The sequence below is a fragment of the Rhizobium sp. GCM10022189 genome (genome assembly GCF_042656325.1).
GTDB lineage: Bacteria > Pseudomonadota > Alphaproteobacteria > Rhizobiales > Rhizobiaceae > Rhizobium.
The window spans coordinates 1-12,866 of the sequence record NZ_JBHSOR010000006.1; the positions used below are offsets into that span (position 1 = coordinate 1).

At 61.6% G+C, this 12,866-nt stretch carries 11 protein-coding genes; 2 read left to right on the forward strand and 9 right to left on the reverse strand.

What is annotated here, in order from left to right; all coding sequences use genetic code 11:
* Window positions 1-148 precede the first annotated feature (148 nt).
* From ACFPWW_RS06695 to ACFPWW_RS06705, 3 genes are all read right to left on the reverse strand, one after another.
* The gene (locus ACFPWW_RS06695) at window positions 149-1,174 is read right to left on the reverse strand and encodes an ABC transporter permease (protein WP_112562421.1); all 1,026 of its coding nucleotides are present in this window, start codon (window positions 1,172-1,174) and stop codon (window positions 149-151) included.
* Window positions 1,175-1,210: 36 nt separating this feature from the next.
* A complete protein-coding gene (locus tag ACFPWW_RS06700) occupies window positions 1,211-2,752 on the reverse strand; it encodes a sugar ABC transporter ATP-binding protein (RefSeq protein ID WP_113413210.1) in 1,542 nt (513 codons plus the stop codon).
* Window positions 2,753-2,825: 73 nt separating this feature from the next.
* Window positions 2,826-3,755, reverse strand: coding sequence for a sugar ABC transporter substrate-binding protein (locus tag ACFPWW_RS06705; protein ID WP_112562425.1), 930 nt, complete (start codon window positions 3,753-3,755; stop codon window positions 2,826-2,828).
* A 389-nt stretch (window positions 3,756-4,144) separates the two neighbouring features.
* Between ACFPWW_RS06705 and ACFPWW_RS06710 the strand changes: the two genes are divergently transcribed.
* Window positions 4,145-4,648 (forward strand): DUF1993 domain-containing protein, encoded by a 504-nt coding sequence (locus ACFPWW_RS06710; protein ID WP_112562427.1) that lies wholly within the window; start codon window positions 4,145-4,147, stop codon window positions 4,646-4,648.
* A gap of 6 nt (window positions 4,649-4,654) precedes the next feature.
* Here the strand turns inward: ACFPWW_RS06710 and ACFPWW_RS06715 are convergent, their stop codons facing one another.
* From ACFPWW_RS06715 to ACFPWW_RS06740, 6 genes are all read right to left on the reverse strand, one after another.
* On the reverse strand, window positions 4,655-6,199 hold the full coding sequence (locus tag ACFPWW_RS06715; RefSeq protein WP_377311107.1) for an alkaline phosphatase family protein: 1,545 nt from the start codon (window positions 6,197-6,199) through the stop codon (window positions 4,655-4,657).
* Window positions 6,177-7,160, reverse strand: coding sequence for a UDP-glucose 4-epimerase GalE (gene galE, locus ACFPWW_RS06720; protein ID WP_377311109.1), 984 nt, complete (start codon window positions 7,158-7,160; stop codon window positions 6,177-6,179). Before galE ends, ACFPWW_RS06715 begins: the two co-directional genes overlap by 23 nt.
* A 129-nt stretch (window positions 7,161-7,289) precedes the next feature.
* A complete protein-coding gene (locus tag ACFPWW_RS06725; RefSeq protein WP_377311112.1) occupies window positions 7,290-8,345 on the reverse strand; it encodes an ABC transporter ATP-binding protein in 1,056 nt (351 codons plus the stop codon).
* 12 nt (window positions 8,346-8,357) lie between these two features.
* On the reverse strand, window positions 8,358-9,242 hold the full coding sequence (locus ACFPWW_RS06730) for a carbohydrate ABC transporter permease (protein WP_112562435.1): 885 nt from the start codon (window positions 9,240-9,242) through the stop codon (window positions 8,358-8,360).
* Window positions 9,239-10,141 (reverse strand): carbohydrate ABC transporter permease, encoded by a 903-nt coding sequence (locus ACFPWW_RS06735; protein WP_112702724.1) that lies wholly within the window; start codon window positions 10,139-10,141, stop codon window positions 9,239-9,241. The genes ACFPWW_RS06730 and ACFPWW_RS06735 overlap by 4 nt, the downstream gene beginning before the upstream one ends.
* A 92-nt stretch (window positions 10,142-10,233) precedes the next feature.
* On the reverse strand, window positions 10,234-11,574 hold the full coding sequence (locus tag ACFPWW_RS06740) for an ABC transporter substrate-binding protein (RefSeq protein ID WP_113413206.1): 1,341 nt from the start codon (window positions 11,572-11,574) through the stop codon (window positions 10,234-10,236).
* Between the two features lie 258 nt (window positions 11,575-11,832).
* On the opposite strand from ACFPWW_RS06740, the gene ACFPWW_RS06745 reads away from it, so the two are divergent.
* Window positions 11,833-12,861, forward strand: a complete 1,029-nt coding sequence (locus ACFPWW_RS06745) for a LacI family DNA-binding transcriptional regulator (protein WP_377311117.1) — start codon at window positions 11,833-11,835, stop codon at window positions 12,859-12,861.
* The last annotated feature ends 5 nt before the right edge of the window (window positions 12,862-12,866 follow it).

A 12,866-nucleotide genomic window follows, 5' to 3' on the forward strand; every position in this document is an offset into this window, starting at 1 on the left:
TTCGGAACCAGCTGATCGAGCGTCACCATCTCGAGCGCCGTCTGTTCAGGAGCGGGTTTCTTCAACATGTCCCAATGAATCACAAACCCCTGAACGAAGCCAGGGGTTTGTCAGCAGTCTGAAGGGGCCGAAGCCCCTTCTTTGCGGATCAGTGTTTCGATCGCTTCTTCTGCCTGTAGACATCGACCACGACGGCCGCGACGATGATCACGCCTTTGACGATTTCCTGATAATAGGCATCAACGCGCAGGAAGGTGAAACCCGAGGTCATCACGCCGAGAATGACGGTGCCGATAACGGTTCCGGTAATCCGCCCGACGCCTCCGGTCAGTGAGGTGCCGCCGATAACGGTGGCGGCGATCGCATCGAGTTCGTACATGACGCCCATGCCGGCCTGCGCGGTCTGGGCGCGCGCTGCCGTGACGACGCCGGCGAGGCCCGCCAGGAGACCGGCAATGGCGTAGACCTTGATGAGATGCGCCTCGATATTGATGCCCGAGACGCGCGCCGCCTGCACGTTGGCACCGATCGCATAGGTGAACTTGCCGTAGCGCGTATAGCGCAGCGCGATGTGGAAGATCAGTGCCACGACGAGGAAGACGATAACAGGCCAGATACCCGTGCCGATGAAATTGAACTGATCGGTCAGGCCAGAAACCGGCTGGCCCTTCGTGTACCATTTGGAGATACCGCGCGCCGACACCATCATGCCGAGCGTGGCGATGAAGGGCGGGATCTTCGTTTTGGCGATCAGCTGGCCATTGATATAGCCGGCTGCAAGGCCGATCAGCAGGCCGATTCCGATCGGAATGAAGAAAGGCAGGTCGGTGAGCCCCGGATAGAGCGCGCGCGGCCAGGTGGAGGCCTGGGCGAAACTCGCTGCGATCATGGCGGTCATACCGACGACCGAACCGGAGGAGAGGTCGATACCACCCGTGATGATGACCTGGGTGACGCCGACGGCGATGATGCCGATGACGGCAACCTGCAGGATCATGATCGTCAGGCGCTGCGAATTGAACAGGAAGCTCTGGCCGATGAAGATCCAGCCGAGGATTTCATAGACCAGCGCGATGCCGACCAGCACGAGGAAGATGTTGAGTTCGGGCGGCACGCGCCGCCGTCTCGGCCGGGTTGCAAGCGGCGCTGCGCCCTCTGCTGCCTTGATAGTCATGTCAAACCTCCCTTTGGCGATCGCGATCGCGCGCAATCACTGCGCGGCGAGCTCCATCACCTTGATCTGCGTTGCTTCGTCGCGATTGAGAAAACCGGTGACGCGCCCTTCATGCATCACCATGATGCGGTCGCTCATGCCGAGAACCTCGGGCATTTCCGAGGAGATCATGATGACGGCGACACCGTTGCGCGCCATCTCCGTGACCAGCCGGTGGATTTCCGCCTTGGCGCCGACATCGATGCCGCGCGTCGGCTCGTCGAGGATCAGGATCTTCGGATTGGTGAGCAGCCAGCGGCCGATCAGCACCTTCTGCTGGTTGCCGCCGGAGAGGTTTTCGACCCGCTCGTAAAGGTTCGGGGTCTTGACGCGAAGCTTGCGCGCCATGTCCTCGCAGGTCTCCTCGATGGCACCCTCCTGCACGAAGCCGCCCTTGACGAACTTGTCGTGCAGCACGGCCACCTGCATGTTTTCGAGCACGTTGAGGATGAGCAGGCAGCCCGTGTCCTTGCGGTCTTCCGTGAGGAACGCCATGTGATTGCGGATCGCCACCGTCGGCGAGGTAATCTCCACCTGTTTGCCGAATAGCTCGATCGTGCCCGAGCTTGCCGGCGTCACGCCGAACAGCGTCTCGGCGACATTCGACCGGCCGGAGCCGACAAGACCCGCCACGCCGAGGATTTCGCCCGACCTGACATCAAAGGACACGTCGCGGAAGACGCCGTCGAGATTGAGGTTCTTGACCGACAGCACCACCTCGCCGATCGGGACTTCCTCCTTGGGGAACATCTGGGTGATCTCGCGGCCGACCATCATGCGGATGATGTCGTCGCGGGTAACGTCGCTAGAGGCGTGGGTGCCGATATATTTGCCGTCACGGAAAACGGAGAACTCGTCGGCGATCTCGAAGAGCTCGTTCATCTTGTGCGTGATGTAGACGATGCCGATGCCCTGGGCTCTCAAATCGCGGATGATGCGGAAGAGGTGCTCCACCTCGCGCTCCGTCAGCGCCGAAGTCGGCTCGTCCATGATCAGCACGTCGGAATTGTAGGACACCGCCTTGGCGATCTCGACCATCTGCCGGTTGGCGACCGACAGATACCGAACCTCGACATCGGGATCGATGGCGATATTGAGCCGGGAAAACAATTCCTCGGTCTGGCGATACATGGCGCCGTGATCGACGAAACCCAGCCGGTTCTTCGGCTCGCGCCGGATCCAGATATTTTCCGCCACCGTCATGAAGGGCATCAGGTTCAGCTCCTGATGGATCATGGCAATCCCGTTTTCCAGTGCATCGAGCGGCGACTGCAGGCGGATTTCGACGCCCTTCAGCCGCACGTCGCCCTTGTCGGGCGTATAGATGCCGGCAAGAATCTTCATCAGCGTGGATTTACCGGCGCCGTTCTCGCCCATCAGCGCATGCACGGAGCCGCGCTTCAGCCGGAACTGCACGTCGTCGAGTGCCACGACGCCCGGAAACTCCTTGCGCACGCCTTCGGCGGTCAGGAGATACTCCGCATTCGGGATTGCGCCGCTTGCGCGGACCGCGGCCATGGTGGTCGGGCTGACAGCCATCTGGTTTCCTCCGGATACGGACAGGTAGGGGATGCGGGCTTTCCCGCCCGCATCCGCTTCATCTCGGCGCGTCTCAGTTCTTGGCGACGAAGTCCTTGACGTTGTCGGGGGTGACGAGCTGGAAGGGAATGTAGACCTTCTTCTCGACCTTCTCGCCCTTGGCGAGCTTCAGGGCCGCATCCAGCGCGCCCTTGCCCTGGCCGGCAGCATCCTGGAAGACCGTCACGTCGAGATCGCCGGCCTGCATGGCGGCAAGCGCATCCTGCGTGGCGTCAACACCGCCGATCACGTAGTCCTTCATGTCCTTGCCGGCCGCCTTCAGCGCCTGGATGGCGCCGATCGCCATTTCGTCATTGTTGGAAATGACGGCATTGAACTCGAGGCCGCTCGACAGCCAGTTGGTCATCAGGTCGGCACCCTGCGTGCGCTCCCAGTTGGCCGTCTGCTCTTCGACGATCTCGATGCCCTTGCAATCGTCCGTCTTGACGACGTCATGGACGTCCTGCGTGCGCATGCGGGCGGCCTGGTTGGAAAGCTCGCCCATCATGACAACGGCCTTGCCCTTGCCGCCCAGAATGCGGCAAATTTCCTTGGTTTCCAGCGTGCCGGATTCCTGTTCGTTCGAAGCGACGAAGGCCTGCTTGTCCGGAAGACTGTCGACGTTCACGGGCTCGCGGTTGACATAGACGAGCGGAATGCCGGCTTCGGCGGCAATCTTCGACATGGCAGCCGTCGCGTCCGTATCGACAGGGTTGACGATGATCGCATCGACCTTGGATGCGATGAAATTCTGGATCTGGCTCTGCTGCTTCGACACGTCGTTCTGCGCGTCTTCGACCTGCAACGTGACGCCGCTGAGCGTCTTGGCATAGTCCTGCATGCCGTTGCGCAGAACGGTCAGGAAGTTGTCGTCGAACTTGGCCATCGAAACGCCGACGGTTTCTGCGTGCGCGGCCGTCGACATGACGAGCGCCATCGCAGTGCCCAGGATGAATTTCTTCATTTGTATTTCCTCCACAAAGCGGTGCCCGGCTGCACCCTCCTCACGCCGGGGTCCCAGACATCCGTCCGCAGACCTCAATTCCGCGCCGCCTCTCCCGTGGCGGCTCCGTCAAAACGGAACAAACAAACCGTAAAATTTGTTTCGCGGAATATTCATTCCATTTTATCGAAACGGCGTCAAGCCTCTTTGCCGATTTCCGCTGACGTTGCGGAGCCGGCAGCCTCCTGCAGAGGTGAATTATGCGTGATCAGCCTGCGGCAATCCGGCCATAATAGCCGCGCAACTGTCACAGCCGCTTCTTGTGAAAACCGTAGAGATCCCCATCTAGTCGGAGCCCCGAACAGCCTGCGCACACAGGCTGTTCTTTTTGGATTTTGGAGACAGGACAAATGTCCATTTCGATGTATCGCCTCACCGTGCCGATGTTCCAGCGCGGCATTGCCAGCCTGAAGACCTATCTCGACAAGGCGCAAGCCTATGCCGAGGAAAAGAAGATCGATCCGACCATCCTGATAAATGCCCGCCTCGCCCCGGACATGCTGCCGCTTTCCGGCCAGTACCAGCGCGCCAGCGACAGCGCCAAGTTTGCGCTCGCCCGCCTGACGGCGAGCGAAGCGCCGAAATTCGAGGACAACGAGACGACGATTGCCGACCTGCGCGAACGCATGGCCAAGACCGAGGCCTATCTCGCAAGCTTCTCGCAGGAAGCGCTCGAAGGCAGCGACGTCAGGGAAATCACCATACCGGGCCGCAACGGCTCGGTCGTTCCCGGCATCGAATATGTTGCCCTCTTCGCATTGCCGAACTTCTATTTCCATGTGACGACCGCGCACGCGATCCTGCGCAACCAGGGCGCGCCGGTCGGCAAGCGGGATTTCCTCGGAAATTTCTGACCACGGTCAGGGCCGGTACGTCACCGGCCCTCTCTCCGTCAGTTCGGTATAGGCGAGCGTCTGGTCGAGGTGGCGCGCCCGCAGCGACAGCAGCCGTTCGGCATAGCCAAGCCGCACGCCGGCATAGGCCGGATCTTCGGCTAGATTGCGCAGCTCCATCGGATCCTCCGACAGGTCGAAGAGCAGCGCCGGCAGCGCAGCGAAATGCACATATTTGAACCTTTCGTCGCGTATGACGGCAAGATTGAGTTCGTTCGGCCGAAGGCCGAAATGCCGCTCCGCCTCGCCCCCGGCTATGTCGCGGAAGTCGAACTCCCAGAAAGCCGCGTCCCTCCAGCCTTGTGCCCTGTCGCCATTGAGGAAGGGGGCCAGCGAACGGCCGTCGACGCCATTGGCAGGCGCAATGCCGAGCCGCTCGCAGAGGGTCGGGAACAGATCCGCAGCGCTGGTAAAACGATCGACCGTACGGCCGGCGAAAGCTGCGGCGGGATCGCGGATAACGAGCGGAATATGATAGCTGCCGTCGAAATAGCCGCCCTTGCCGAGCGTCCAGTGGTCGCCTGCCATCTCAGCATGATCTGACGTGAAGACGACGATCGTATTGTCCCATTCGCCGGCATCTTTGAGCGCCCGCCAGATCCGGCCGAGCTGATCGTCCACTTCGGCGATCATGCCGTAGTAGATTGATCGGATGGCGTCGAAATCGGCGCTATTCCAATCGCTGAGCGGCCCTTCCGCCCCGTGGATGAAGCCGCTCTTGCCGGCACGCGCCATGGCATAGGCGAGGTAGGGATGGCCCTGCTGCTCCGTTTCGCGATCCGCTGCGCGCGCAAAGGCCGGGCCTTCACCCGGTTTGAACATGCGGTTGAACGGCTCCGGCACCGAAAAGGGCGGATGCGGCCGCAGGAAGGAAAGATGAGCAAACCAGGGCGCATCCTGCTCGCCCATCCAGCGAACGAACTCGCCGGTCAGAAAGGCGGTCTGCGTCTCGTCGCGCGAATAGGCGGGTGCCGCATTGGAGATTTCTCCCGCCGCGCTGCCGACGGGAATGTGAACGTCGCGGCTGACGGCATCGGCACGGCCACGCGAACGCAACCAGGAAAGCCACTGCCTCTCATGCTCCGGCAGCAGCTGGCGAACCGAAAAACCCGGCAACACGCCCTCATAGGTCGTCAGATGCGGATCGTTGGCATCCATATCACGCGGATCGGGCGCCGTATCCGTGTAGCCGAACAGCGTCGGATCGTAACCTGCCCGCCGTGCCGCCAGCGCCAGATTGTCGAACCGCCGGTCGAGCGGCGAGCCGTTGCGGCAGACCCGGTGGTTCATCTGATAGAGACCGGTATAAAGCGTGGCGCGCGCCGGCGAACAGGGCGCAGCACCGGCATAGTGCCGTCGGAAGAGCGTGCCTTCTTTCGCCAGGGCATCGACATTCGGCGTCCTGACGCAGGCGTGCCCCACCGAAGACAGGCAATCGCCACGCCATTGATCGGCAGTGACGATGAGAACGTTGGGCTTTCGCCGGCATTCAGTGGTGGTTCGATCTCGCATGCCAGTTCCAGGCCGACTGAATGATCTGCGAGAGGTCGTATTGGGGCACCCACCCCAGCACGTCCCGTGCCCTGTCGTTATTGGCGACCAGCGTGTGCGAATCGCCTTCGCGACGACCGATATACTCGACCGGGAAGGGCTTGCTGGAGACATCCTCGATAGCGCCGAGCAGTTCCTTCACCGTCGTGCCGGTGCCGGTGCCGAGATTGAGCGCGACCGATGAGCCGCCATCGAGCAGATATTGGACGGCGCGCACATGGGCGTCGGCGAGATCGAGAACATGGATGTAATCGCGCACACAAGTGCCGTCGCGCGTTTCGTAATCGCTGCCGAAGACCTTGAAGCCCTGACGGCGGCCGAGAGCCGCGTCGATCGCCAGCGGGATCGCGTGCGTTTCCGGCTGGTGCCACTCGCCGATACGGCCTTCGAAATCGGCGCCGGCGGCATTGAAGTAACGCAGTACGACCGAACGGAAATTCTTGTACTGGTCGTAGTCGGCAAGCGCCTGCTCGACGATATATTTGGTACGGCCGTAGGGATTGATCGGCACCTGGCGGTGCGTCTCGTCAAGCGGCACGCTCTGCGGCAGGCCGTAGGTCGCGCAGGTGGACGAGAAGACGAAGGCATCGATGCCCGCCGCCTGCGCCGCCGACAGCAGCGTCAGGGTGCCGATGACATTGTTGTCGTAAAAGGCGACCGGATCTTTCACCGATTCGCCCACCTCGATCAGCGCCGCAAAATGCAGGATCGCGGACGGCTTGTGTTTTGCCAGCACTTCGTCGAGCCGGGCGCGATCGCGAATATCGCCCTCTTCCGCCGGCCCCCATTTGACGAATTCGCGATGACCGTTGGAAAAATTGTCGAAGACGACAGGCTTGTAGCCCTTGTTCGCCAGATCGAGACACGTATGCGAGCCGATATAACCAGCGCCGCCGACGACCAGTACGGTTTCACCTGCCATACATCTCACCTTTTGCAAGCCACAGATGCACGGACCTTAGCCAAGTTACACGTCAGTAAAAAGTTATCTCGGTTACATATTTGCAAAAAGAAGAAGATTAGGAATACCTTGCATACAGGATGCGCTGGTTTACAAGGCGATGGCGTCGCCGACCCCGTCGAAAAGATGCAGTTCGCTGCTGTCGAACCGCAGGCTGATCGTCTCGCCGACCGATAGCCGGGCATTTCCTGCAAGCCGCACGGTCACCAGCGCACCGTCGCAAAGCGCCACATAGGCATAGGTATCCGAACCCAGCCTTTCCACGACATCCACCTTGCCATCGAGATTGCCCTGACCGGGAGCCGCAACGGCAATGTCTTCCGGTCGTACACCGAGTTTGACGGCAGTGGCCGGCGGCGCGGCGAGATCGAGACGTCCCGTACCGGCCACACGCAGCCCGCCGGGGACGGCCTCCGCATCAAACACATTCATTTTCGGCGAACCGAGGAATTGCGCGACAAAAAGATTCGCCGGCTTTTCGTAGAGGTCGATCGGCGAGCCGATCTGCTGGATTTCGCCATCCTTCAGGACCACGATCTTGTCGGCAAGCGTCATCGCCTCGACCTGGTCATGGGTCACATAGATCATCGTCGCCTTCAGCCGCTGGTGCAGCTTGGCGATCTCGATGCGCATTTCCGCCCGCAGCGCCGCGTCGAGGTTCGACAACGGCTCGTCGAACAGGAAGGCGACGGGATCGCGCACGATCGCGCGGCCGATCGCCACACGCTGCCGCTGGCCGCCGGAAAGCTCCTTCGGCTTTCGGTCAAGGTAAGGTCCGAGCCTGAGCGATGCCGCCGCCGCCTGCACGCGCCGCTCGATCTCCGCCTTGGGCGTGCGCGCCACCTCCAGCCCGAAGGCCATATTGGCGCGCACCGTCTTGTGCGGATAGAGAGCATAGGACTGGAAGACCATGGACAGGCTGCGGTCTGCCGGGCCGAGCTCCGTAACATCCTCGCCGTCGATCAGGATTTGGCCGGAGGTGGCCTCCTCCAGACCGGCGACGAGGCGCAGCAGCGTTGACTTGCCGCTGCCCGACGGACCGACGAAAACGACGAATTCGCCGTCTTCTATATGGAGGTCCAGTCCGCCGATGATGTCGAGTGCACCGAAGGATTTGCGGATCTTGCGAAGTTCAATGACGGCCATGTGCCGGTCTCCTCACGCCTTGACGCCGCCGGCACCGAGGCCGCCTTGCCAGAAGCGTTGCATGACGATGAATGCGACGATGACGGGAACGATGCTGATGAGCGCACCGGCGAGCACCAGCGTGAAGAGGGCGGCCCCGCCGCCAGAGCCGACGGTGGCTGTCGCATACCATTGCGCCAGACCGACCGTGACCGGGAAATATTCCGCCGAACTCAGCACCACCAGCGGCAGGAAGTAATTGTTCCAGGTTGCGACGAAGGAGAGGATCAGCACGGTTGCGAAGCCCGGCATCAGAAGCCTGAGCGTCAGCGCCGAGAAGATATGGAATTCCCCGGCACCGTCGACGCGGCCGGCATCGATCAGCTCGTTCGGAATGGCGTCGTCGGCATAGACCCGCATCAGGAAGACGCCCGGCGGATAGACGAGCGACGGCAGGATGACCGCCCAGGGCGTATTGACCATGCCGACCTTCGACATCAGCAGGAAGAGCGGCACGACGAGCGCCGTCTGCGGGATCATGACCGCGCCGAGGATGATTGCGAAGATCAGCCGCTTGCCGCGAAAATCATATTTTGCCAGCGCATAACCGGCCATGGTTGAAAACAGCGCCGCGCCGACCCCGGCAACCGTCGCGTAGAAGACGGTATTGAGCAGCCAGCGCGAGAAGATGCCGTCCTGGTAGGAAAAGACCTGGCCGATATTCTCGAACAGCCGGAAATCGCCTGAAAACCAGAGGCCGAAGCTGGTGAAGAGATCGTTGTTCGATTTCGACGCCGAGACGAGCACGTAAAACAGCGGCAGCGCCGTATAGAGCCAGATCACGGCGAGGATCGCCGTCAGCGTCCAGCGGTTGCGGCGAAAGGCGGAAGAGCGCTTCGATTTGCCGACGATGGTCATTTGCGGCCTCCGCGGTTGACGATCAGCATGAAGGCATAGGAGATCACCGCCGTCACGCCGCCGAGCACGAAGGAGACCGCAGCCGAATAATTGTACTGCTGGTTGGTGAAGGCGAGCGTGTAGGCGTAGTAGTTCGGCGTATAGGCATTGTTGATCATTGTCGGCGCCAGGTTGCGCAGCAGGTAGGGCTCGGAGAAGAGCTGCAGCGAACCGATGATCGAGAAGATGATGGTGACGACGACCATCGGCGCGATCAGCGGCAGTTTCACTCGCATCGCATAGGTAAAGCCGTTCGCCCCGTCCATGGAGGCCGCCTCTTCGAGATCGGCCGGGATGGCCTGCAGGGCGGCGTAGTAGATAATCATCTGGTAGCCGGTATATTCCCAGTTCGCGATATTGGCGATCGACGGCAGGATCGTGCTCGGCCCGAGGAAATTCGGAGCCGGCAGGCCAAGGGCCGTGGCGAGCTGGGTAAAGGGTCCGAACGACGGGCCGTAGAGATAACCCCAGATCAGCGTCGCGATCACCGCCGGCACGGCATAGGGAATGAAGAAGCTGACGCGGAAGAAGCTCTTCGCATAAACCGTGCCGCTGTCGAGAATGAGCGCGATGATGAGGGCCGCGGCGACCATGCCGGGGATCTGGATCAGCGCGAACTTCACCAGCACGGCAACGCCCTGCCAGAACTTCGGATCGCCGAGCGCGCGCACGAAATTCTCCGCGCCGACGAATTTTGTGCCGGCAACCACAGTCGTCTTGTAGATCGCCAGCGTGAAGGCATAGGCCATCGGCGCGATCAGGAAGGCGATGAAAAGCAGCGCGAAGGGCGCGAGGAAGAGATAGGGCGCAATTCCCTTGCTCACCCGGTATCGCCGCTTGCGGCTTTTCAGACCGGCCATCTATCCGTCTCCGGCAGTTCGATGCGAAATGCGCCGGCATGGCGCGTCATGCGAAAAAGGGATGCGGGAGGAAAATCCCGCACCCGTGCGGCTCATCCTTGGGAGACGGTGTAGCCCTGATCGGCGCAATAGGCGCTGACCCCTTCCTGCAGGCGGTCGAAGGCATCGCTGAGCGAGCCCTTGCCGCCGATGGAGGCCGAGAATTCCTGCTGCACCTGGGCGGCGAGATAATCCTGGAACGGCGCATACTGGAACGAAGAATCGACGTGTTTGGCGCTTTCGGCAAAGATCTCGTTGACGGCCTGGCCGCCATAGAGGTCGTATTTGTGGCCCATCAGCTCCTGATCGGAGGCAAGCTCCTTCAGAACCGGGAAGAGGAACTGCTTGGTCGTCCACATGCGCGCCACGTCCGGATTGCTGCCGAGGAAGACGGCAAGCTGCGTGGCTTCCTTCGGATGCTTCGTCGTGTTGAAGACGGCGAATGTGGAGCCGCCGAGATTGGCGGAGACGTATTTGCCCTCTTCCCACTGCGGCAGGGGTGCCGCGCGCCAGTGGCCGTTGCTCTTCTTGGCAAACTGCGGAATGAAGACGGCGCCCCAGGCACCGGTCATCCACGAGGCATAGGTGCCTTCGTCGAGCCCGGTGAACCAGTCGGTCGTCCAGACCGGCGTCTTGACGCCGACGGCATCGGCATCGATCAGGTCCTGCCAGAAGACCGCCCATTTCTTGGCGACCGCATCGTTGAGGTTCAGCTTGAGATCCGTGCCCTTGAGTTCGAAAGGCTTCCAGCCGGCCTGTGCAAGAAGCGCAATCACCCAGCCGCCGTCGGCCGTACCGCCGAAATTGGTAAGGTAGGTGCCGGGCGCCGCCTTCGAGAGCGCCTTGGAATTGGCCGAAAATTCCGCCCAGGTCTTTGGAACGGCGATCTTGTGCTGGTCAAGCACGTCGGCACGGTAGAGGATGCCCATCGGGCCGGAATCCCACGGAATACCGTAGACGGCATCGCCATCCGAAGCAGAAGCCCAGGTCCAGTCGATGAACTTATCCTTGACCTCGTTGGCGCCGTGCTGGCCCATGTCGAGCAGCGCCTGCAGCTGGCGGAAGCCCGCAATATTGGTGAATTCGACCTGGCCGACATCCGGCAGGCCGCTGCCGGCCTGGATGGCGTTGCGCAGCTTCACATATTCATCCGGCCCCTGGCCGGCATTCTCGAGCTTGACGCTGATATTGGGAAAGGCCTTGGTGAAGAGGTCGATCTCGCTCTGCGTATTGGGCGTCCAGGCCCAGATCGTCAGTTCCACCTTCTCCTGTGCGCTCGCCGCCGAGCCGAGGCCCGACATGGCCGCAGCCGCGGCACCGGCGCCGGCGGCCTGCAGAAGCTGACGGCGGCTGATCATCGCCTGAATGAATTCGCGTTTCATGTCGTTTGTCATGGAACCTCTCCTCCCGAATCGACGGCGCCAATCCGCGAGCGACAGGTGCGCAGCAAGACCGGCTTTCCACAGGGACGCAATTCTGCATGCGCAATTTGCGTTGTCAATTGCGCAAATTTCGGCTTTGTGCAAATTTGATTGCGCGAAACCTCCCCTCTTGCGTTGCGATAAGCTGCGAAGAGCCGTTGAAATCCGGTGGCAAAGGGTGGATTTGTCGCAGGAATCCTCGAATGATCGGAGGGTTCAGGAGGACAGGGATTGAAGAAGTCAGGTAAGCCCGACGCGAACCAGATCGCGATTGCGAAGGCGGCAGGCGTTTCCGTCAGCACGGTTTCGCGCGCACTTTCCGATGCGCGCGGCATCAGCGACGAGCGCCGTCTGCAAATCCGCAAACTGGCGGAGGATGCCGGTTATCTCGGGCGCGGCCGCCAGCCGGCGGCGCAGGCGCGCCACTTGCGGGCCTATGTGACCGGGAGCCTTGCCACAGGCGGCCTCGCGCCTTTCTACGAAGCCGTCATTGCCGGCCTGAAGGGCAGCGCCAGAGAAAGCGGCTTCACGCTCTCCATCCGCATGGTGGACGAAACCGCCCTCGGCCCGGAGCGCATGCTGCGCGACCAGGAAAACGAAGAGGCGAACATGACGATCTTCGTCGGCATCGACCTTTCGGAAAACCTTGCGGCGCATTTCCTCGACGGCAGGCACCATGCCGTGCTGGTAAACGGTTACGATCCCGCCATGCGTTTTGACTGCGTGGCCCCGAACAATTTCTTCGGCGCCGAATTGGCGGGCCGCACCCTGCTGCAGGCGGGGCACCGGAACTTGCTTTATATTCACGATCATACGCGCTGGACGACCACCCAGCGCCGCCGCGGTTTCTATTCGGCGCTGGAAACCTGCCCCGACGCTGTCTGCACGGCCATCAGCGTTGCCGGCGGCACGGATGCGGAATTGCTGGCCGAGGTGGAAAGGCGCTCGCGCGGTCAATCCGGCTGGACGAGCGTTTTCTGCGCCAACGACATGGGCGCTTTCCGCCTGATGAATGCCCTGGAAGCAGCCGGCATCGTCGTGCCGGAGAAGGTCTCCGTCATCGGCTTCGACGACCTTCCCTATGCCGCGCTCATGCATCCGCGGCTGACGACGATGCGTGTCGATTGTGCGGAAATGGCCCGGCAGGCGATCGGCCTCGTGCAACGGCGTCTGGCGGATCAAGGCGCCACGCCCCTGCAGATCGAATGCGGCGTCAGCCTGCAGCGCGGCGAGACCGTTACGCAAATTGCGCAAATTTGAGAAAT